This is a genomic window from Pseudomonas sp. GW822-FHT04C11 (genome assembly GCF_058800905.1).
In genome coordinates, this window is record NZ_JBXAMS010000004.1 from 120,080 (window position 1) to 140,582 (window position 20,503).

The 20,503-nt window shown below is 59.1% G+C and carries 18 protein-coding genes; 6 read left to right on the forward strand and 12 right to left on the reverse strand.

From position 1 onward, the window contains the following. Positions 1-33 precede the first annotated feature (33 nt). Positions 34-687 (reverse strand): hydrolase, encoded by a 654-nt coding sequence (locus tag AC1RJ3_RS08325; protein WP_054596913.1) that lies wholly within the window; start codon positions 685-687, stop codon positions 34-36. Between the two features lie 120 nt (positions 688-807). Then, on the reverse strand, positions 808-1,701 hold the full coding sequence (locus AC1RJ3_RS08330) for a LysR family transcriptional regulator (RefSeq protein WP_054596912.1): 894 nt from the start codon (positions 1,699-1,701) through the stop codon (positions 808-810). 160 nt (positions 1,702-1,861) lie between these two features. Here AC1RJ3_RS08330 and AC1RJ3_RS08335 point away from each other — a divergent pair, with 160 nt between their 5' ends. Both AC1RJ3_RS08335 and AC1RJ3_RS08340 read left to right on the forward strand, forming a co-directional pair. Further along, positions 1,862-2,878 (forward strand): alpha/beta hydrolase, encoded by a 1,017-nt coding sequence (locus tag AC1RJ3_RS08335; RefSeq protein WP_493078357.1) that lies wholly within the window; start codon positions 1,862-1,864, stop codon positions 2,876-2,878. Positions 2,879-3,025: 147 nt separating this feature from the next. Next, positions 3,026-4,453, forward strand: a complete 1,428-nt coding sequence (locus tag AC1RJ3_RS08340) for a mechanosensitive ion channel domain-containing protein (RefSeq protein WP_493078359.1) — start codon at positions 3,026-3,028, stop codon at positions 4,451-4,453. A gap of 233 nt (positions 4,454-4,686) precedes the next feature. Here the strand turns inward: AC1RJ3_RS08340 and ycaC are convergent, their stop codons facing one another. The 4 genes from ycaC to AC1RJ3_RS08360 all read right to left on the reverse strand — a co-directional run bounded on the left by ycaC (position 4,687) and on the right by AC1RJ3_RS08360 (position 9,124). Continuing rightward, positions 4,687-5,313, reverse strand: coding sequence for an isochorismate family cysteine hydrolase YcaC (gene ycaC, locus AC1RJ3_RS08345; protein WP_019690857.1), 627 nt, complete (start codon positions 5,311-5,313; stop codon positions 4,687-4,689). Between the two features lie 69 nt (positions 5,314-5,382). Further along, on the reverse strand, positions 5,383-7,221 hold the full coding sequence (locus AC1RJ3_RS08350) for an amidohydrolase (protein ID WP_054596909.1): 1,839 nt from the start codon (positions 7,219-7,221) through the stop codon (positions 5,383-5,385). Then, positions 7,218-7,853, reverse strand: a complete 636-nt coding sequence (locus AC1RJ3_RS08355) for a putative antibiotic biosynthesis monooxygenase (protein ID WP_347929739.1) — start codon at positions 7,851-7,853, stop codon at positions 7,218-7,220. Before AC1RJ3_RS08355 ends, AC1RJ3_RS08350 begins: the two co-directional genes overlap by 4 nt. A gap of 347 nt (positions 7,854-8,200) precedes the next feature. Then, positions 8,201-9,124: a LysR substrate-binding domain-containing protein gene (locus AC1RJ3_RS08360; protein WP_493078363.1), complete on the reverse strand. Its 924-nt coding sequence runs from the start codon at positions 9,122-9,124 to the stop codon at positions 8,201-8,203. A gap of 226 nt (positions 9,125-9,350) precedes the next feature. On the opposite strand from AC1RJ3_RS08360, the gene AC1RJ3_RS08365 reads away from it, so the two are divergent. Continuing rightward, a complete protein-coding gene (locus AC1RJ3_RS08365; RefSeq protein ID WP_493078365.1) occupies positions 9,351-9,815 on the forward strand; it encodes a helix-turn-helix domain-containing protein in 465 nt (154 codons plus the stop codon). A 33-nt stretch (positions 9,816-9,848) separates the two neighbouring features. Here AC1RJ3_RS08365 and AC1RJ3_RS08370 read toward each other — a convergent pair whose 3' ends face one another. Both AC1RJ3_RS08370 and AC1RJ3_RS08375 read right to left on the reverse strand, forming a co-directional pair. Beyond that, entirely contained in the window at positions 9,849-10,673 is an 825-nt protein-coding gene (locus tag AC1RJ3_RS08370) for an alpha/beta fold hydrolase (RefSeq protein WP_493078367.1), read from the reverse strand. A gap of 44 nt (positions 10,674-10,717) precedes the next feature. Next, positions 10,718-11,293 carry a flavodoxin family protein gene (locus tag AC1RJ3_RS08375; RefSeq protein WP_493078369.1) on the reverse strand — a complete coding sequence of 192 codons (576 nt, stop codon included), beginning with the start codon at positions 11,291-11,293 and terminating at the stop codon, positions 10,718-10,720. Positions 11,294-11,619: 326 nt separating this feature from the next. Here AC1RJ3_RS08375 and AC1RJ3_RS08380 point away from each other — a divergent pair, with 326 nt between their 5' ends. Beyond that, a complete protein-coding gene (locus tag AC1RJ3_RS08380) occupies positions 11,620-14,415 on the forward strand; it encodes an ATP-binding protein (protein WP_493078371.1) in 2,796 nt (931 codons plus the stop codon). Here AC1RJ3_RS08380 and AC1RJ3_RS08385 read toward each other — a convergent pair. Both AC1RJ3_RS08385 and AC1RJ3_RS08390 read right to left on the reverse strand, forming a co-directional pair. Beyond that, complete coding sequence (locus AC1RJ3_RS08385; RefSeq protein ID WP_493078373.1) at positions 14,362-15,858, reverse strand: ATP-binding protein; 1,497 nt, start codon at positions 15,856-15,858, stop codon at positions 14,362-14,364. The two genes, AC1RJ3_RS08380 and AC1RJ3_RS08385, sit on opposite strands and share 54 nt — an antisense overlap. Before the next feature lie 186 nt (positions 15,859-16,044). After that, positions 16,045-16,995: a GlxA family transcriptional regulator gene (locus AC1RJ3_RS08390; protein ID WP_493078375.1), complete on the reverse strand. Its 951-nt coding sequence runs from the start codon at positions 16,993-16,995 to the stop codon at positions 16,045-16,047. A 215-nt stretch (positions 16,996-17,210) separates the two neighbouring features. Between AC1RJ3_RS08390 and AC1RJ3_RS08395 the strand changes: the two genes are divergently transcribed. Next, entirely contained in the window at positions 17,211-17,933 is a 723-nt protein-coding gene (locus tag AC1RJ3_RS08395) for a pirin family protein (RefSeq protein WP_054596900.1), read from the forward strand. A gap of 357 nt (positions 17,934-18,290) precedes the next feature. Here the strand turns inward: AC1RJ3_RS08395 and copD are convergent, their stop codons facing one another. Then, positions 18,291-19,232 (reverse strand): copper homeostasis membrane protein CopD, encoded by a 942-nt coding sequence (gene copD, locus AC1RJ3_RS08400; protein ID WP_493078378.1) that lies wholly within the window; start codon positions 19,230-19,232, stop codon positions 18,291-18,293. Between the two features lie 3 nt (positions 19,233-19,235). After that, positions 19,236-19,619, reverse strand: a complete 384-nt coding sequence (gene copC / locus AC1RJ3_RS08405) for a copper homeostasis periplasmic binding protein CopC (RefSeq protein ID WP_054596898.1) — start codon at positions 19,617-19,619, stop codon at positions 19,236-19,238. A 467-nt stretch (positions 19,620-20,086) separates the two neighbouring features. Between copC and AC1RJ3_RS08410 the strand changes: the two genes are divergently transcribed. Further along, positions 20,087-20,293, forward strand: coding sequence for a co-regulatory protein PtrA N-terminal domain-containing protein (locus tag AC1RJ3_RS08410; protein WP_054596897.1), 207 nt, complete (start codon positions 20,087-20,089; stop codon positions 20,291-20,293). The last annotated feature ends 210 nt before the right edge of the window (positions 20,294-20,503 follow it).

A 20,503-nucleotide genomic window follows, 5' to 3' on the forward strand; every position in this document is an offset into this window, starting at 1 on the left:
TCCTCCCCTATCAAGGAAGAGGCGCAATTCAGATCAGTGACCTTCCGATGCGTTAAACATGGTTTTGGCATAAATCAAACCAAGACCATAAGCGCCGCCGTGAGCGATAGAGGTTTTCACCGTCTCGTTATAGGTGTCGCTGCGAGCCCAGTCACGTTGCAGTTCCAGCAGGTACTGGAGTGAGGTCATCGGACGCGCACCGGCTTGAATCATGCGCTCGATAGCGCGCTCATGAGCCTCATCCGAAACGTCACCGCACGCATCGCAAATGATGTAGACCTCGAAGCCTTGTTCAAGCGCCGAGATCGCCGGGCCGACAATGCAGACCGAAGTCCAGAGACCGGCAAGAACAATACGGTCGCGACCGATCTTGTTCACAGCGACAGCTATGCGCTCGTCTTCCCAGGTATTCATGCTGGTGCGGTCAATCAGTTCCTGACCGGCAAAAACCGAGGTGATTTCTTCAAACATCGGGCCCGAAAAGCTTTTTTCGGCGACGGTGGTAAGAATGGCCGGAACGCCAAACTCCTTCGCTGCCTTGGAGATCAGTGCAGCGTTATTGCGGAGTGAAACAGCGTCGATGGATTTGGTCGCAAATGACATCTGCGACTGAAAGTCGATCAGGATCAGAGCGTGGTTGCTTGGATTGATCAGACCTTTACCTGGTGCTGCTTTTGCGGTTGCCATAACACTTCTCCGGATATGTTTGAGAGGGGCTATTTTCGGCTTCGCTGTAGCAGAGCGATTGTATGGATGTGCGACTCTGGAAAAATCATGCTGATAAAATTTCTTTTTACGCCCACCGCCTCAGGCGTCCTCGGTCCGATCCAGCCGTTCACGCAAGAATTCGATCAACGCCTGCACCGGTCGCGAGCCCTGGCGATGCTGCGGATAAACTGCCGATAACGTCAACGGCGCAGGGCGGAAGTTGTCCAGCACCGGCACCAGCCGCCCGTCCTTCAAGGCCGAACCGACAATGAAGGTCGGCAAATAAGTAATGCCCATGCCGGCGATGGCCGCGTCCTTGAGCAATTCACCGTTGTTGACCCGCATCCTTCCGGTGACGTTCACGGTCAGTGGCTTGCCCTGCCCTTCGAACCGCCATTGCACCTGGCGACCGTGGCCGTAAGGCAGGCAGTCATGGCTGTGCAAGTCTTCGGGGTGAACCGGCGTGCCGCGCTCGGCCAGGTAGGCCGGGCTGGCGCAGTACACCCGCTGGATGGCGGCGAGGCGTCGGGCGATCAGCGTCGAGTCTTCCAGCACGCCAATGCGCAATGCCAGGTCGTAGCCTTCGCCGAGTAAGTCCACCGGACGATCACTCAAGTCCACTTCCACCGTGACGTCGCGATAGCGCTGCAAAAACACTGGCAGCAGGCACCCCAAGTGCGCCACCGCGAACGACAACGGCGCGCTCAAGCGAATGGTGCCGCGTGGCTCGGCGGTCTGCCCGGCGATGCCCTGCTCCACGTGTTCGACTTCGCTCAGTAGACGTAGCGCCGATTCGTAATAGCTCTGCCCCAGCGGCGTGACGTCCAGCCGCCGGGTCGAACGATTGAGCAGCCGCACGCCGAGGCGCTCCTCCAATTGCATCAGCCGGCGGCTGACGAACTGCTTGGACAGGCCCAACTGATCGGCCGCCGCCGTGAAGCTGCCGGAGTCCATGACCTGGCAAAAAATACGCATGTCTTCGAACGGGTTCATTGTCACTCCCTGGTTGACAGTTAAACGCTTTATAGCCGCTTTTTCACTTTCAGGCACCTCATTAATCTGTGCTCACGGTGTTGCTGAGACCTGAACCCCAGCGTCACAGCAGCCCGATCCCAAGGCATAAAAACTCGAACGATTGAAAAAGGAATTGACCATGAACATCAAGCAAACCCTCGCCGCGTCCCTCCTCGCCCTGTCCATCGGCAACGCTTTCGCCGCCGGCAGCCCCGGCGTCGAACACAACACCCAGGCCTTCCTCGATGCCCTCGCCGCCGGTGGTGGCAAACCGCTGGAGCAACTGAGCCCGAAAGACGCCCGCGCGGTGCTGACCGGTGCCCAGGCCTCGGTGAAGGTCGATCTATCCGGTGTTGAAGTCAGCGACAAGGCGATCAAGGTCGACGGCCAGACGATCAACCTGAAAGTGGTGCGCCCAGCCGGGGCCAAGGGCGAATTGCCGGTGTTCATGTTCTTCCACGGTGGCGGTTGGGTACTGGGCGACTTCCCGACCCACCAACGCTTGATTCGTGATCTGGTGGTGGGCTCCGGGGCAGTTGCCGTGTACGTCGACTACACCCCGTCGCCTGAAGCGCACTACCCGACCGCGATCAACCAGGCCTACGCCGCCACCAAATGGGTGGCCGAGCACGGCAAGGACATCGGTGTCGACGGCAAGCGTCTGGCGGTGGCCGGCAACAGCGTCGGCGGCAACATGGCGGCAGTGGTGGCGTTGATGGCCAAGGAACAGAACACCCCGGCCCTGCGCTTCCAGTTGCTGATGTGGCCGGTGACCAACGCCGGGTTCGATAACGGCTCGTACCAGCAGTTTGCCGAAGGCCACTTCCTGACCAAAGGCATGATGCAGTGGTTCTGGGACAGCTACACCACCAACCCGGCCGAACGCGTGCAGATCCATGCCTCGCCACTGAATGCCAGCGCCGAACAGCTCAAGGGCCTGCCCGCCGCGCTGGTGCAGACTGCCGAATTCGACGTGTTGCGTGACGAAGGCGAAGGCTACGCCCGCCACCTCGATGCGGCCGGCGTACCGGTGACCTCGGTGCGCTACAACGGGATGATCCATGACTTCGGCCTGCTCAATCCGCTGAGTCAGATTCCGGAAGTTAAGGCCGCAGTGCGACAAGCGGCGGCCGAGCTCAAGACCCATCTGAACTGAGTCCACATTGTGGCGAGGGAGCTTGCTCCCGCTGGGCTGCGCAGCGGCCCCAAAATCCTCAATACACCGACGATTTTGTGAGTGCTGCGCACTCAAGCGGAAGCCAGCTCCCTCGCCACAAATGTCATCCAGACTTTGGAGTTCCTCATGTCCTTTCTCCTCACCCACCTGCTGTCCTGGAGCGCCCTGCTTCTGGTGCTCGACACACTGCTCTGGCACCTCGCCCCGTTCAAACACCGCGCCTTGCGGGTCGGCGTGCGTCTGGGGTTGTTTCTGGCGTTCAGTGCGCTGGTCATCAACGCCGGTGTCAGCCCGTTGCAGGCGCCGTTGTTCGCCGATGACCCTGTTGCGCAACTGGGCGCCACGGCCCTGGGGATTCTCTGGTGGCTGTACGCCGCGCGGGTGCTGACCGAAGTGATCGGTCTGGCCCTGATGCGCCGCATCGGTCACAGCGGTCGGTTGTTGCAGGACGTGATCGGTGCGCTGGTGTTCCTGGCCGCCATTGTCGCTGCCGCCGGGTATGTGCTGGAGCTGCCGGTCAAAGGCCTGCTCGCGACCTCCGGGGTGGTTGCCATCGTGGTCGGTCTGGCGTTGCAGAGTACGTTGAGCGACGTGTTCTCCGGCATCGTGCTCAACACCACCAAGCCCTATCAGGTGGACGATTTGGTGATGATCGATGGTGTCGAAGGCAAGGTGCTCGATATCGACTGGCGCGCCACCCATCTGCTGACCAGCGCTGGCACCCTGGCCGTGGTGCCGAACTCGGTGGCGGCCAAGGCCAAGATCGTCAATCTCAGCCGCCCGACCCACCTGCACGGCGTGTCGATCAGCATCAAGGTGCCGAACCACGTCCGTCCGCGCCGGGTGCTCGATGCCCTCGAGCGGACTCTGCAAGGCAGCAGCAGTCTGTTGCTCGATCCGGCGCCGAAAGCGCTGCTCAAAGAGGCCGGTGAAGAAATGTCCGAATACGTGGCCAGCGGTTTCATCGCCGAACTGGGCAAGAAAGGCGACGTGCGCAATCAACTGTTCGACCTCGCCCATCGACACCTTGAAGCGGCGGGCATCTCGCGGCATCCAGACGGTTTGATCGAACCCTCGAGCCGCGCCCGCGCACTGCTCGATGAAGTGAAGATTTTCCGCTCGCTCAGCCATGAAGAACGTGACCGCCTCGCCGAATCGATGGTGCCGCAGCAGTACACTGCCGGCCAGGTGGTGCTGGATCTGGGCGAAGTGCCGGACAACCTGTTTGTGATTGCCACCGGTGTCGTCAGCGCCAGCGTGTCCGACGGCAATGGCCTGGCCGAGGCAGGTCGCATGGGGCCGAGCGAAGTCATGGGCGAACAGAGCATCCTTGCCGATACACCGTCCCAGGCGACGTTCACCGCGCTGACTTCCTCCATCATCTACCGTCTCGACAAGAACCTGACCCGCCAGTGTATGGAGCAGCGCAACGAAGTGGGCCAGGCGTTGAACAAGTTGCAAGCGGTACGGCAACAGAACAGTCGGCTGGCGTTGATGGCCAAGCCTGTGCCGGTCAGGAAAGGTGGATTTCTGGGGTGGTTGCAAAAACGTTGAGCAGAAAAATGCCCGCACATCGGCGGCAATGCTGTTCACTTAAGGAGGTCTGGAGGCCTGAGAAGTATCTGTGGCGAGGGAGCTTGCTCCCGCTGGACTGCGTAGCAGGCCCAATTCAGGGCCGCTTCGCGCCCCAGCGGGAGCAAGCTCCCTCGCCACAACTGCGGATATGCCTGAAGCATCGGCGTAAGTGAACAGCATTGCGCACATCGACGGGCATTTTTTTCAGCGGATTACTTGGCGGTGAACTTGGTATAGCTATTGATCAGATTGCGATAGTTCGGCAGACGCTGCGACAGCAGATTCGCCAAACCTTCCATGTCATTGCGCCAGTCGACTTGCAGCTCGCAGGCCACCGCGAACCAGTTCATCAGATGCGCACCGGCGGCCGACATCCGCGCCCACGCCGCTTGTTGCACGGTGGTGTTGAAGGTGCCGGAAGCATCGGTGACCACAAACACTTCAAAACCTTCAGCAAGCGCCGACAGGGTCGGGAACGCCACGCACACGTCAGTCACTACACCGGCGATGATCAGTTGCTTGCGACCGGTGGCCTTGATGGCTTTGACGAAGTCTGCGTTGTCCCAGGCGTTGATCTGACCAGGGCGGGCAATGAACGGCGCGTCCGGGAATTGCTCTTTGAGTTCCGGCACGATCGGGCCGTTCGGGCCGCTGTCGAAACTGGTGGTGAGGATGGTCGGCAGGTTGAAGAACTTGGCGATGTCGCCCAGCGCCAGGACGTTGTTCTTGAACTCGTTCGGGCTGAAATCCTGCACCAGCGAGATCAGGCCGGTCTGGTGGTCGACCAACAGCACAACGGCATCGTCTTTGTTCAGACGCGAGTAAGGAACGTTGCTCATGTGAAACTCCTCGATGGATGGTTGTTGCGGGGGAGCGCCGGTCACGAAGACCGGCGCTTTGTTTCGGAATCAGAAGGCGAAGCAGGAACAGCCGAATGCGCCCCAGAAACCGGCGAAATCGCTGACCGGCGCATTCGACTGGCGCGCCTTTTCATGGCTGTGCGTATGCACCGCGCACGGGCCGCTGCAATGGTGGACCTGAGCCTGCATCGGCGAATTCGGGCGCCAGTGGCCGGGGACTTTCATCACCGGCGACCAGTCCGGCAGTACCGGTACGCTGGCCGGCCCGAGTTTTTCGAAGTCGCCGGCGGCGTACACAACCTTGCCGCCGACCACCGTCAGTACCGACTCGATCCACTTGATCGCTTCTTCCTCGACGCTGAAGAAGTCCGCGCTCAACGCTGCCAGGTCCGCCAGTTGCCCGACCTTGATCTGGCCCTTCTTGCCCTGTTCGGACGAGAACCAGGCGCTGCCGTGGGTGAACAGTTCCAGCGCAGTGGTGCGCGGCAAGCCTTCCTCGTACAACGCCAGACCACCGACGGTGCGGCCGCTGACCATCCAGTACAGCGAGGTCCACGGGTTGTAGCTGGAAACGCGTGTGGCATCGGTGCCCGCGCCGACCGGCACACCCTCGGCGAGCATGCGTTTGATCGGCGGGGTGTGCTCGGCGGCTTTGCTGCCGTAACGGTCGACGAAGTATTCCCCCTGGAACGCCATGCGGTCCTGAATCGCGATGCCGCCACCCAGCGCCTTCACCCGCTCGATGTTTTGCGGGGTGATGGTTTCGGCGTGGTCGAAGAACCATGGCAAACCGTTGAACGGAATGTCGCGATTGACCTTCTCGAACACATCGAGCATACGGCTGATGGATTCGTTGTAAGTGGCGTGCAGACGGAACGGCCAGCGTTGCTCGACCAAGTGGCGAACCACCGGTTCCAGTTCCTCTTCCATGGTCTGCGGCAGGTCCGGACGCGGTTCGAGGAAGTCCTCGAAATCCGCCGCCGAAAACACCAGCATTTCACCGGCGCCGTTGTGCCGCAGGTAATCGTCGCCCTGATGCAGGGTGACGCTGCTGGTCCAGTTCTTGAAGTCGGTCAGCTCTTCCTTGGGCTTCTGGGTAAACAGGTTATAAGCAATGCGAATCGTCAGTTGCTGGTCCTTGGCCAACTGCTCGATCACTGCGTAATCGTCCGGGTAATTCTGGAAACCACCGCCCGCATCGATGGCGCTGGTCAAGCCCAGGCGATTGAGTTCACGCATGAACTGACGGGTTGAGTTGACCTGATAGTCCAGCGGCAACTTCGGCCCTTTGGCCAGGGTCGAGTAAAGAATCATCGCGTTCGGACGGGCCACCAACATGCCGGTCGGCTCGCCGTTGGCGTCGCGCACAATCTCGCCACCCGGTGGGTTCGGCGTGTTGCGCGTGTAACCGACAACCTTGAGCGCTGCGCGGTTGAGCAAGGCGCGGTCGTACAAGTGCAAAACGAACACCGGCGTATCCGGCGCAGCCTGGTTGAGTTCTTCAATCGTCGGCATGCGCTTTTCGGCGAACTGGAATTCGTTCCAGCCACCGACCACCCGCACCCATTGCGGCGTCGGCGTGCGATCGGCCTGGTCCTTGAGCATGCGCAGGGCATCGGCCAGCGATGGTACGCCCTCCCAGCGCAGTTCGAGGTTGTAGTTCAAGCCACCCCGAATCAAGTGCAAGTGCGAGTCGTTGAGGCCAGGGATAACGCAGCGGCCCTTGAGGTCAATGACCTGGGTGCCCGAACCGCGCAGGGCCATGGCCTCGGCATCGGTACCCACCGTGACGAAGCGACCATTGGTGATCGCGACCGCACTGGCGAGGGGTTTTTCACGGTCAACGGTATGAAATTGGCCATTGAACAGAATCAGATCGGCGTTCATTGGTTTTCCTCAGGCAGAGTGGGATGAGGTTGTCCGGCTTTCAGCCACGGCGCGAACAGACGCGTCGCCCTGGGCATGAACAGGTACACCACCGAAACCACAATGGTCACGGTGATCAGAAAAGTGGCAACCACGTAATTGGACAGAAAGGCGTTGAGCTTGAGCAGCGGGCCCCAGATCAGCGGCACCAGCAAGGTATGCGGCAGAATCACCAGCAGCGTCACCACGGCCTGTTTCCAGCGCGGCGGTGGCGAACCGGCATCGTCCTGTGGCGCGAACCAGAACTCCTTGACCGGGTTGACCTCAGTCTGGTCCCCATCCGCCAGCATCGGCTCGGCTTCGTTGACCAACTCCAGCCGTTGCGGCGATTCGAGCCAGCGCTGCATCGCCTCGGTAGAGCAAAAACGCAGCACGCAGGTAAACATGTCCAGGCCGGCGCTCTTGCCGCGAATCACATCCACCCCCAAATGCCCCTCGCTCTGCCCGGCAATACCGACAATCCGCCGCAGCCAGGCTTCATAGGGCACTTCAAAACCGGCCTTGACCCGGTGTTTGACGACCAGGGTCACGACTTCTTCGAAGCCACGCACCGGGTGGGTGGTTGCAGGGTCGAGTCGATTGGAATCAGGCATAACGAAAGGCTCCGGCGAAACGGAAATTGTGCGCAGCACAAGTGAAAACCAGCGGCGTTGATGCGCCAGGACTTGGTTCGATAATGCCGGTGTGAGGGAGGGGAAAATTGAACGTATGTGCTCTCTTTGCGAGCGGACTTGAGCCTGACACTTTCCTGTGGCGAGCGAGCTTGCTCGCGCCGGCCGGTCTGCGCTCGGGCGCGGCAGTCGTGGAACCGGCTGTCGTGTTCTACCTGATGAATCCCGGTGGCTGGTTTTGGGGCCGCTTCGCGCCCCAGCGGGAGCAAGCTCCCTCGCCACAGCAAGCTTGCTTGCCACAGAAGCGAAATCTGGCAGAAGTTTTTCCGCTATGAAGCTGGGATATTCAGCGGCTCGGACATGAACTGAGTAATCCGCGAGCGCAACCATCGCTCCGCCGGATCATTGTCGTGCACCCCGCTCCAGACCATCGACAACTGTGCCTTATCGATGGGAAACGGCGGATCTTCGGCCCTCAAGGCACAGCCTTCGACCAGCGCGCAGGCGGCATAGTCGGGAACGGTAGCGATCATTTCAGTCCCTGCGAGCAACGCCCGCAACCCACTGAACTGCGGCACCCCCAACACCACCCGCCGGGTGCGCCCGACCTTGGCCAGATCAAGATCAATGTTGCCGCTCAAATCCCCCGAGAACGACACCATCGCATGGGGCCGCTCACAGTACTCATCCAGCGTCAGTGCTTCTGGCCGGTTGTCTGCGCGCAGCACTTTGCAGGGGATATCCCGCAGTTTCTTGCGTTTGGCATTGGCCGGCAGTTCGGTGGTGTAACTGACCCCGACTGAAATCTCCCCGGACGCCAGCAACGTCGGCATCAGCAAATAATTGGCCCGGCGCACCACCACAATGATCCCTGGTGCCTCCTCCCGCAGATGGCTCAATAGCGACGGAAACAAACCAAACTCGGCGTCATCCGACAGACCAATGCGAAACACATCACAACTGGTAGCCGGATCAAACTCCCTGGCCCGGCTGACCGCCCCGGAGATGGTGTCCATCGCCGGCTGCAGCTCCTTGAGAATCGCCAGCGCCCGTGCCGTCGGCTCCATGCCGCGACCGTTGCGCAGCAACAGCGGATCGTCGAACAGATCACGCAACCGCCCCAATGCAGCGCTCACGGCCGGCTGCCCCATAAAGAGTTTTTCGGCGACCCGGGTCAGATTCTTTTCGAACATCAGAGCCTCGAAAATCACCAGCAGGTTCATATCGACGCGGCGTAGATCGTTACGGTTCATAGGTACGGTTCCATGGTGTTTTTTTAGCCAGGCAAAGTCTTTTGGACTTTACTCAATCAAAGGTTTGCGCTCGCTGTTAACCGGAGGAATTAACAACGTTTAACTCGCAAGCCAAAGCCCTGCGACCAACAATCAAACCTTCTACGCAAACCTGTTATTCCAAAAGGGATGGTGCTGACCCACCGTGCAGTGCGCCAGCGCATTCCCACCGACACGGACATTTGCCATGGCCCACGTTCAGCACAACGCCGCCCACGCATCAGCCACGCAAACGCGAAAAGCCACCACTGGCGGCCTCAGCCCCTGGCGGGAAAGCCTGGTCAAGCAATTGATCCTCGAGCGCCTCAGCGAAACCCTGGAAGTCACCGAACTGGCCCGGGCCTGCGCGATGTCGCGCAGTCATTTCTCCCGCACCTTCAAATGCAGCACCGGCCTGTCGCCTCAGGACTGGATTCGTTGCCAGCGTATCGCCCGGGCCAAGCAATTGATCCAGAACACCGACCTGACCCTGACTCAAATCAGTCTGGAGTGCGGGTTCTGCGATCAGGCGCACTTCTGCCACATGTTCACCCGCAGCGAGGGCATCAATCCGTTTGCCTGGCGTTGTCAGGCGGTGCGCGCCCTGCCCTCTCTCAACAGCAAAAGATCGCAGCCTGCGGCAGCTCCCGCGGGTGTACACATGTCCGTGTAGGAGCTGGCGCAGTCTGCGATCTTTTGATTTTGATCAGGCCTTGAGGAACGCCAGCAGATCGGCGTTGAGCTGATCCTTGTGGGTGTCGGTCAGGCCATGAGGCGCGCCTGGATAGACCAGCAGCTTCGAACCTTTGACGAGTTTGGCCGAGGCGATGCCGGCGGCTTCGATCGGCACGATCTGGTCAGCGTCGCCATGCACCACCAGGGTCGGCACGTCGAACTTTTTCAGGTCTTCGGTGAAGTCGGTTTCGGAGAACGCCTTGATACAGTCGTAGGCATTCTTGTGACCAGCCGTCATGCCCTGCATCCAGAACCAGTCGATCATGCCCTGGGAAGGTTTGGCACCCGGTTTGTTGAAACCAAAGAATGGCCCGCTGGCGACGTCTTTGTACAACTGCGAACGGTCCGCCAGGGACGCCTGGCGCAGACCGTCGAACACTTCCATCGGCAGGCCGCCTGGATTGGCCTCGGTCTTGAGCATCAACGGTGGCACCGCGGAAATCAGCCCGGCCTTGGCGACTCGCCCAGTGCCATGACGACCGATGTAGCGCGCCACTTCACCACCGCCGGTTGAGAAACCGAACAGCACCGCGTTTTGCAGATCCAGCAGCTCGATCAACTGCGCGAGGTCGTCGGCGTAGGTGTCCATTTCATTGCCGGACCAGGGCTGGCTGGAGCGCCCGTGACCACGGCGGTCATGGGCGATGACCCGGTAGCCCTTGGACGCCAGGTAGATCATCTGTGATTCCCAGCTGTCGGCATTCAGTGGCCAGCCGTGGCTGAAGACGATGGGCTGGCCGGTGCCCCAGTCCTTGTAGTAAATCTCGGTACCGTCGCGGGTGGTAAATGTGCTCATGGCGATTGCTCCTTAATTAAGGCGTGGGGGGGTGTTTGGGTGAGTCAATTCGATGGATGGCCCATGCGCTCGGCCAGGCGCGCCACCCGCTCGCCCAAGTGCGCGGCGGTGCGGCGATCTTCAAGAGGTGGCGCTTGTTCGGGAGACTGTTCGACATTCGACTGGGCCATGGCGCCCAGGGAGCTGCCCAGACGATTCAATTGCCCATCGAACACCCCGCTGCTGGAACGCGCCGGCAGCAGGTCGAGGCCGACCCAGATCATCGAGTGCTGAGCGGCGAACACGGCCATCTGCAGCAAGGTGTTGAGCTTGTCGCCGCACAGACAGCCGGAGTTGGTGAACCCGGCGGCCAATTTGTCGCGCCAGGGCTGCGCCAGGTAGAACGACGCAGTAGCCTCCATGAAGCCCTTGAACGACGCCGATGCGCTGCCCATGTACGTCGGGGCGCCGAAGATGATCGCGTCGGCGCGGTGCAAGCGGTCCCAGTGCCCATCCACTTCCTCGACCGCAATCAATTGGCAGGTACTGCCCAAGTGTCGCTCCACACCCTGAGCCACGGCTTCGGCGATAACCCGCGTATGACCATAGCCGCTGTGATAGACCACTACCACGTCGCTCATTCCGGCATCCTCCTGAAGTGTTCATCCCTTTTGCTGCACGAAGACCGGCGCCTTCGGTTGATGGACTGGAAGTAGTGTATTTTTGGGCGTAAACAGGGCGCAGGACGAGTTAAACGTTGTTAATTTTCAACGGTGCGCCTAAAGCCGCGACTCAGCCATTTGTCACCGCCGCGCCCAGTAAATACAGCGCTTGCGAACGGTGCCGCAAACGCTGCATACACTGCACACGCAGGACAGTCGCTCGGTCACTGCGTTGCGTTGACGAAAAAATCTGAAGAACATGCTCGAATACCGCGAGATAGAAGGACACAAGCAGGAGTGCCCCGTTGACCCTTTCCCCCGAACAGGCTGTGCATTTCGGCCCTTACCGGGTCTACCCCGGACAACGTCTGGTGCTGGAGGCCGACCAGCCGCTGCGCCTGGGTCGGCGCGCCATGGACATTCTGTTGATCCTGCTGGAACACGCCGGGAATGTCGTCAGCAAACAGCAATTGATCGCGCAGGTCTGGCCCAAATGCGTAGTCGAAGACATCAATTTGCGAGTGCACATCGCGGCGCTGCGCAAAGCCCTCGGCGACGGTCAAGCCGGCCAGCGCTACATCGTCACCGTGGCCCAGCGTGGTTACAGCTTTGTCGCGCCGTACTCGCTGGAGCACATCGAGCAACGTCCGCCGAGCAGCGGCCACGAGCAGAGCGTCCATAACCTGCCCATTCGTCGGACTCGCATGATCGGTCGCCAGGCCTTGGTCGACAGTCTGGTGACGAACTTGCCACGCCAACGCCTGATCACCCTCGTTGGCCCTGGCGGTATCGGCAAGACCACGGTGGCACTGCGCGTCGCCGAACAACTGATCGGTCGCTACCGGGACGGCATTCGCCTGCTGGACCTGGCCCAGATCAGCGACCCGTTGATGATCGCCACCCACCTGGCGACGCTGCTGGACCTGTCGTTGCACGACACTGAACCGATGAACTGTCTCACGACCTTCCTGCGCGAGCGGCAAATGCTGCTGGTCATCGACAACTGCGAACATCTGATCGACGCCGTTGCGTTGCTCAGCGAAAGCATCCTTCGTGGCGCGCCCGATGTGCACATTCTGGCCACCAGTCGCGAGAGCCTGCGGGCCGAAGGCGAATTCGTTCAGCGCCTCGAGTCCCTGGACTGCCCACCGCCCATCGCTGCGCTGGACCGCTCCCAGGCCTTGAGCTTTTCGGCTGTGCAATTGTTCATCGAACGGGCGATGGCCAGCCATGACAGCTTCGAACTGAGCGATGCTGAACTGCCTCTGGCGATCGAGATTTGTCGCCGCCTGGACGGCATTCCTTTGGCGATCGAACTGGCCGCAGCGCAAGTGAACAGCCTTGGTCTAAGTGGATTGCTGACGCAACTGCAAGGCAGTTTTCGTCTGCTCGCACAGGGCTGCCAGACGGCGCTGGGACGGCATCAGACCCTGCGCGCGACACTCGACTGGAGCTTCGAGCTGCTGAGTACCTGCGAACAAACCTGCCTGCGCCGACTGGGTGTGTTCAGGGGCGGTTTCACGCTGGAATCGGCGGCCGCGGTGATTGTCGGCGAACACATCGAACCCCGCGAGGTGTTTGGCGCGATTACGCAACTGGTGGCCAAGTCACTGCTGAACGTGGAGGTCGGCGACGAGCAGGTGTTCTACCGTCTGCTCGATACCACCCGCAGCTATGCCCTGGAAAAACTCGACCAGGCCAATGATTTGCCAGACACCCTGGAACGCCACGCCGAGCGCTGCCTGGCATTGATGCATCAGGCCCAGAACGACTGGGAGCACATCCAGACCGATATATGGATCGAGCGTTACGCCCGCAGTCTGGAAGACATCCGCTCGGCCCTGGACTGGGGCTTGAACGCTCAAGGACCGCAGGCTGTGGCGATCCGACTGGCTTCGGTTTCGACGCCACTCTGGCAAGAACTGTCGCTGCTCAAGGAACACGGCGTGTACGTGCGCAAGGCCCTGGCACTGCTCGAATTGACGCCCGAGCCCTGCCCTCGTCTGAAAATGGCCCTCAAGCTCGCCCTCGGCAGCTCCTGCTACCACACCCAAGGCGGCACCGCCGAAACCGTCGAAGCCTTTGTGAGCGCCAGAACCCTGGCCGAACGCTGCAACGATGTGGCCGGCCAGCTCAGGGCCGTGTCCGGGCACATGGCGGTCAACCTCAGTTGCGGCAACTACCAAACAGCTCTGGAACAGAGCCAGCAATTCGATCGCCTGGGTGTGCAAGGCAACGCCGCAGTGTCCCTGAGTACACACCGTTTGCAGGTGCTGGCCCTGCACTTTGCCGGGGATCAACAACGGGCACGGGAGAGTGCTGAACAGGTCATTCAGCGCATGGCCCAGAGCGGACACCTCAATCGCTTCACCCACGGCTTTGGCGTGCAGTACGACCAGAGCGTCGCCGCCCTGACCATTCTTGCGCGGATCCTCTGGCTACAAGGCCATCCGGAAAAGGCCTGGAGCACCGCGCGTCAGGCGTTGGACATTGCGCTTCAGATCGACCACGGCACGTCCATCTGCTACACGCTGGCACTGTCCGGTTGCCTGATCGCCCACTACAACGGCGACACTCAAACTGCCCGCGACCTCTTGCGCCTGCTGCTCGAACAAGCACAAAAACATTCGGTGCTGTTGTTCTACAACTGGGCCCGACACTATGCACAGGTGATCGATAGCCATGGTGCACATCCAGACCCGCAACCCGGCACCGGGCTGATCAAGGAAATCATGGTCACCCTCGATAGCGGTTTCGTCGATGACGCATTGCTGGCACGGGCTGAAAACGGCGCTGCGGGTTGGAGCACGGCGGAGATCCTTCGGGCCAGAGCGAATGCTCTGCTTGCAGAGAACAGCCGAAGTGCAGCCGAGACCGTGCTGCTCAAAGCGCTGGCAGTGGCAAAAGCCCAGGGCGCTCTGGCGTGGGAGCTGCGCACTGCCACATCACTGGCCGAGCTTTGGCAGCATCAAGGCCGCCTCCAACAAGCCTATGACCTGCTGGCGCCAATCTACAACCGCTTCACCGAAGGCTTTGCCACACCAGACCTAAGCAAAGTCCGCCGTTTGCTTGACGAGTTGCAACGGCATAGGCCGTCCTGAAACCCAGCGTGCCCGGCTGATGTAGCGGGCATAACGCATTTCAAATACTCGCCGCAGCCCGCTCAGTTCAAGCTTTTCCAGTACGTAAGTTCGGGTAGTGTTGAGAAACCGATAACGTGTCATGCCATCACCCTGTTCAACCGACAACAGCGATTTCAGCACCAGCCGTTCTATCACCTCTGCCAGACTGGTGGACCGCAGCACCGCACAACTGATGACGCCGATCGCAGCGTCCAACGTAAAAGCTATTTTGAACACCGCCAGCCCCTGCAGTACGGTCTGCTCCAGCGGGCTCAGCCGCTGATAGCTCCATTCCAGCGCGGCCTTGAGCGTCTGATGCCGTGGCACAGCGGTGCGCCGGCCTTGGGTCAGCAGTTGAAAACAGTTGTCCAGTTGTGCTCGCAGCCCAACCAGTGCCAGGGCATCGATCTGCGCCGCTGCCAGTTCGATGGCCAGGGGCAGACCGTCGAGGCGCCGACAGATTTCCCGCACAGCCTTGAGGTCCTGTTCACGCAGAGCAAAGCCTTGTTGGCGGGCACGGGCACGGCTGACAAACAGCTGCACCGCCGAATAGCTCATAACCTCGCTGACACTCTGCAGCGCCGACATCGGCGGCACCGCCAAGGCTGGCAATCGCTGGACCGTTTCCCTCGCCGCCCGCAGCGGTTCGCGGCTGGTGGCCAGGATCGAGACCCGTGGCGCCGAAACCAATAGACCTTCCACCAGTGATCGGCAACGTTCGAGCAGGTGCTCGCAATTGTCGAGCACCAGCAAAGCATGCCGTCGCGCCAGTGCATCCACGCCAACGTCCAGTTCAAGGGTCTGGCTCAGATAATCGACGAGCCGCGCGGGGTCATCGATTGCCGCCAGATCAACGATCCAGACGCCATCGCGATAGTGCGGCAACAGCAGTTCGGCCACACGCAAGGCCACCGTGCTCTTGCCAATGCCGGCGGGGCCGACCAAGGTCATGAAACGATAAACCGGCAACTGCCGGACCACACTGCCAACGATCGAATCTCGGCCGGTCACTGGCGTGATCCGTGCAGGCAGGTTGTGCTGGTGCTTTTGAACGGTCTCGATCGAGAAAAGCGCACCGTCCAACTCACACTGCACCGGGGCGATGAAGCTATAACCGCACCGGGGAATATTGACGATGTAGCGCTGCCCGTTCTGGCCGTCGCCGAGAGCCCGACGCAGGGCAGCTATGTGCACGCGCAGATTGATTTCCTCGACCACCGAGGTCGGCCAGACGCGGGCAATCAGTTCGTCCTTGCTGACCACGTTACCCGCGCGCTCGACCAGTACCTGGAGGATATCCAGTGCCCGTCCGCCCATACGCAGCGGCCGATCACCGTCCAGGATCAGCCGTTGACGAGTGTGGAACACGTACGGGCCAAACCGCAGCACCGCACTGCTATTTAAATCTCTGAGTCTGTTCATGCACGTTTACGTGCTGAAAACCTGGCCCGTCTCAAGGTACTGCATCATCCATTGCACGAGTTCGCCCAGGCTCCCGCACCTCCATTGCCAAGAGTCCACGAGTATCTTGGCAGGCATCGGTGACGGTACAACGGCGATGGAGGGAGCGTCACAGCCATCGCGGTGCGCTGGACGGACATGAACGCTTTAGCTGAATTGTTCGCGGTACTGGGCGGGAGTCAGACCCAGTTTTTCACTGAACAGAAAACGCATGTGCCGCACGCTGCCGAAGCCGCTCTTGTAGGCGACGGTCTTGAGCGGCAGGTCACTGGTTTCCAGCAGGTTCCTGGCGCAGTCGATGCGCGCGCTTTGCAGAAACTCCATCGGCGTCATATTCACTTCACGGGCAAACACCCGGGCGAAATGTCGCGCACTCATATTCGCCAGACTGGCCATGCGCTCGACGCTGAAGGCTTCATCAAGGTGTTCGAGCACATGGTTCTGCACCCGGGTCACCGGCGTTTCCTGGGGTGCCACCGCAGCCATCAACGGGCTGAACTGCGCCTGTCCGCCCTGGCGCTTCATCACCACCAGCAACACCTTGGCCACGTCCTGGGCGATTTTCTTGCCGTGATCCTGAGCGACCACCGCCAGTGCCAGGTCGATGCCGGCGGTGACCCCGCCAGAGCTGATCAGGTTACGATCCTGGACGTAAATCTGATCGGTCTTCACCGTCGCCTCGGGGAAGGCTCGAATCAACCGCTCCGTGTAATGCCAGTGAGTCGTCACCCGATAACCATCCAGCAAACCGGCATGCCCCAATATGAACGCCCCCGTGCAGATCGAGCCATAACAGGCCACCCGGCTGACGGCGCCCTGAAGCCAGGCGAGCAGCGGCGGATGTTTTTCGTTGTAGGCCCCTGGGCCGCCCGGTACCAGCAACAGGTCATAGCCCTCGCACGCCTGATCGATATGCACATCGGCCTGAACGCTGACACCGTTGGAAGCTCGCAGCAAGCCATGCTCGGTGCCGATCATCGACAGCAGATAACGGTCGCCCGGCTCCAGATAACGGTTGGCGATGGAAAACACCTCCATGGGCCCGGCCATATCAAGCAGGAGAAAGTCTGGAAACAGCACCATTGCCACGGTTTTCATGGGTTGGAAATCACTGATATCAAAGAAATAGGAAACGTAGCGTCAGCGCTGAACATTATGGCCATTTGTAACAACAAGAATACATGAACCCGCTCACATAACTGTCAACCTGATCGAGACAGTATTTCAATTTCCATCTACTTATTGCACCCACTGATAAACATTAACCTTCTCCTCACTCGGACGAACTCTCGTCCCAAACAGGAGATTTCATCATGCTGACCCTTCGCAAAGCCTCTGATCGCGGCGCGGCCAATCACGGCTGGTTGAAGTCGTTCCATACCTTTTCCTTTGCCAACTACCGCAACCCGCGGGAGCAGGGTTTTTCCGATCTGCTGGTGATCAACGATGACCGCGTGGCAGCTGGTAAAGGCTTTGGCCAACACCCGCACCGGGACATGGAGATTTTCTCCTATGTGCTCGAGGGTGCCTTGGAACACAAGGACACTTTAGGCACAGGTTCGGTGATCCGCCCTGGCGACGTGCAATTGATGAGCGCCGGCAGCGGCGTGGCGCATAGCGAGTACAACCACTCGGCAACCCGCCCGGTGCACTTCCTGCAAATCTGGATCGTACCGGACGTCAGCGGCGCCAAACCGCGTTATCAGCAAGAGCACTTCAGCACGCAGAAAAAACGCGGGCGCCTGCAACTGATCATCTCCCCCGATGGGGCCAACGGTTCGCTGCGGGTACGTCAGGATGCCCGGGTCTATGCCGGCCTGATCGACGGCAAGGAAACCGCCACGCTCACGCTCGCCGCGAATCGCTACGCTTATGTGCATGTGGCGCGTGGCAAGGTCGAGCTCAACGGCCTGCAATTGCAGGAAGGCGATGGCGTGCGGGTTCGGGAAGAACAAGCACTGACCTTGAGCAACGGCGTGGATGCTGAAGTGCTGGTGTTCGATCTGCGTCCACAAGAACTGCCAGAAATGCCTTGATCGTAACGTGCCTGGGGGCTTTGCTCCCCCCTGGCCTCACTCATTGGAATGCGTAAACACTTCGACACTATCAACGATCACCGCGCGGTGAGCACCACGTACAGTCCACGTCTCATAGGGAGGGAGGAGATTTGTATGGTTTCCGATGAGTGAATCCCCGGGGGCCAACACTGTCGTTCTAATGCTTGTCTGACACAAAGATGTGCGGCAATAAAAAACGACCTTTTGCCCGGTACAGTCATGTGTCTCATGCCGTTACCTTGCAAAAGATCGTCTCGATATTTCTGTCAATTTAGCGTGTATTAATACTGGCCTTAACCTCTGCCAGTTTTAAACTCCTTCATTGATTGATATCAATCACTTTGCAGCGTTCATCTCCACTCCTGGACTCAAAGTACCTAACCAAGCGACAAGACACACGATGACGACTGCCATTGAGAACTCAAAGATCATGCTACGCCGCAAAGCGTTGACCGCGACTGAATACTCTCCCTGTCGAACTGATCGTTCTAATAGCGGGCTCAGATGAAAACGATTGAGAATGGCCAGTACGATCATTCCGGAAAACAGCAGGACTTTCAGGAACAGCAATATCCCATAAGTGCTCAGCATCACCTCATCGAGGGTTGGACCTACGATAAACAGGTAATTCACTACGCCGGTGATACTCAGGATTACTACGATCACCGCGCCAGCCGATTCAAATCCAGTCAGTACCCGAGCAAGCATTCGTGCCTCTTGCTCGCCCTTCAGTGACTTCAAACGCAGCAGTAGAGCGAACGCCGCGAGGGCACCCAGCCAACCACCTGCGGCTAAAAGATGGAAGATATCGCTGATGAAATGCCAATAACGACGGCCACCTTCATCCATAGCACCATGTCCTGTCCACGCCAGGGTGGCCAGTGCAATGGCTCCACATGCGGTGACGATCCAGAGGCTGAGTGTCGGAAGGCGCTTATTCAATGCGACGCCAATCATTGCCACCACCAGAGCAGCTATTCGGACCATCCAGGTCAACCCGACGTCAGTCCCCATGAGGACCATTTGAAAAATATGGTGATGTAGCTCCATAAACCCCGACACACCGCTCATTGCTTTCGCAAGCAACAACATGGCGGCCAGGGATAGGGCTACACCTGCCACAGAAGTACCATAAAGAAGCGACTCAAAATTCAAGGTTGTGCCCGATACTCTTTCCTTTCCCCTGAGGCTGTATAAGCCAAAAATGGCCAATCCGAATAACAGCATCAGGTCGAAATAAAGAGCAAAACGAACCACGATATTTATTGAGTCGCTCATGAATCATTTCACTTTGAAAGAAAAGTTGCCGGTCATCGGGTGAGTGTCCGAAGAGACGGCACGCCATTCGACTTTGTAAGTACCCGTGGTCAATGGCGATGCGGGCGTAATAACCATCGTTTTCGGATCACTGCCACCCGCGACGCCGGCCTTAACGCCCATTGGAGAGTTCGGCATGCCAGGCATATCGGTCATGATCAGTTTTGCACCGGAGAACTGAGTCGTGAGGTTCTCGGAAAAGTGCAGTTCAATTTTCGAAGGGGCCGCTGCATCCGAACTTTCTGCTGGAGTGGAGGAAAGAAGTTTTGGATGTGCTTGAGCAACTGCACTCAGAAGCAAGCCAGCGGTCAGTACAGCCGCGACGGTGGTGGTTTTAAGGAATGACATGCAAGACTCCTCACAGCATGAGCTGTTAGTTCGAGGTTTGGTGGGGGGAAGATCCAGTTTTTACTTCTTGTTTTTTGTTAAAACCACAGACGAATACTCAGCGTATTCCACGTCCTGGTACGTACTGAACACAGGGAACTTGGCCAAGACTCCAGCGTTATAGTGCGACTACACGATGCCACATGAACGCAGGCCGTGCGATTACATTTCAGTCAGCTTTGGAGTGGCTCTTTGCCCTGAATAAGGACTGCCCAGCCATCCAGGCTGGGCATCATGAGGTGCACCTGCATTCTGCTTACACCTATGCTCAAGAAGGAAGTTGCAACCTGACAAAACGGTAATGCTGACTTAAGGCTTCTGACAGGGGGCGAGTTTTAAAGTTGTATCGAGCCTAACGCTCAACCCCAAGAATCATCATCCTGATGTGGACTCAAAGGGGTAAACAACACTCATCCAAGGATACCCAAATGAAATCTGTCAAAACCTTGCTTATCATCGCGGCCTTGACTGTCTCTTCTCTGGCGATGGCCGAAGGCGGCAGTGATCGCGTATTCGAACGCATGGAAGCTGCCAGACAGAACTCAATGCAAGCGTACCAAGTAGCCCAAACCCAAGGCACCCAACCTCCCGTCGCCGAAAGCAAAACCAAAGAGATGGACCACAAGAATTGCTGAAGAGCTTGGAGCATTCCAAGCTGACAGAAATGTAATCACTGCGGTGGTTCAAATGTGGCAATTTCCGGGCTCGCTTGCCGTATCAATTCGTCTCTGGCAACGGCGGGCGAAACTTATCCGGGACTAATACGAACTCCCGAGAGAGTGCCTTCAACCTGTATGAGCAACTCACTGGTTGTTTCGCACAGCTCCCCTTTTGATTGATTGGAC

What these genes read in the sequence shown, in the direction of transcription:
- AC1RJ3_RS08325 (WP_054596913.1), bottom strand. Translation starts at nt 687, where the DNA reads ATGGCAACCGCAAAAGCAGCACCAGGTAAAGGTCTGATCAATCCAAGC.
- AC1RJ3_RS08330 (WP_054596912.1), bottom strand. Translation starts at nt 1,701, where the DNA reads ATGAACCCGTTCGAAGACATGCGTATTTTTTGCCAGGTCATGGACTCC.
- AC1RJ3_RS08335 (WP_493078357.1), top strand. Translation starts at nt 1,862, where the DNA reads ATGAACATCAAGCAAACCCTCGCCGCGTCCCTCCTCGCCCTGTCCATC.
- AC1RJ3_RS08340 (WP_493078359.1), top strand. Translation starts at nt 3,026, where the DNA reads ATGTCCTTTCTCCTCACCCACCTGCTGTCCTGGAGCGCCCTGCTTCTG.
- ycaC (WP_019690857.1), bottom strand. Translation starts at nt 5,313, where the DNA reads ATGAGCAACGTTCCTTACTCGCGTCTGAACAAAGACGATGCCGTTGTG.
- AC1RJ3_RS08350 (WP_054596909.1), bottom strand. Translation starts at nt 7,221, where the DNA reads ATGAACGCCGATCTGATTCTGTTCAATGGCCAATTTCATACCGTTGAC.
- AC1RJ3_RS08355 (WP_347929739.1), bottom strand. Translation starts at nt 7,853, where the DNA reads ATGCCTGATTCCAATCGACTCGACCCTGCAACCACCCACCCGGTGCGT.
- AC1RJ3_RS08360 (WP_493078363.1), bottom strand. Translation starts at nt 9,124, where the DNA reads ATGAACCGTAACGATCTACGCCGCGTCGATATGAACCTGCTGGTGATT.
- AC1RJ3_RS08365 (WP_493078365.1), top strand. Translation starts at nt 9,351, where the DNA reads ATGGCCCACGTTCAGCACAACGCCGCCCACGCATCAGCCACGCAAACG.
- AC1RJ3_RS08370 (WP_493078367.1), bottom strand. Translation starts at nt 10,673, where the DNA reads ATGAGCACATTTACCACCCGCGACGGTACCGAGATTTACTACAAGGAC.
- AC1RJ3_RS08375 (WP_493078369.1), bottom strand. Translation starts at nt 11,293, where the DNA reads ATGAGCGACGTGGTAGTGGTCTATCACAGCGGCTATGGTCATACGCGG.
- AC1RJ3_RS08385 (WP_493078373.1), bottom strand. Translation starts at nt 15,858, where the DNA reads ATGAACAGACTCAGAGATTTAAATAGCAGTGCGGTGCTGCGGTTTGGC.
- AC1RJ3_RS08390 (WP_493078375.1), bottom strand. Translation starts at nt 16,995, where the DNA reads ATGAAAACCGTGGCAATGGTGCTGTTTCCAGACTTTCTCCTGCTTGAT.
- AC1RJ3_RS08395 (WP_054596900.1), top strand. Translation starts at nt 17,211, where the DNA reads ATGCTGACCCTTCGCAAAGCCTCTGATCGCGGCGCGGCCAATCACGGC.
- copD (WP_493078378.1), bottom strand. Translation starts at nt 19,232, where the DNA reads ATGAGCGACTCAATAAATATCGTGGTTCGTTTTGCTCTTTATTTCGAC.
- copC (WP_054596898.1), bottom strand. Translation starts at nt 19,619, where the DNA reads ATGTCATTCCTTAAAACCACCACCGTCGCGGCTGTACTGACCGCTGGC.
- AC1RJ3_RS08410 (WP_054596897.1), top strand. Translation starts at nt 20,087, where the DNA reads ATGAAATCTGTCAAAACCTTGCTTATCATCGCGGCCTTGACTGTCTCT.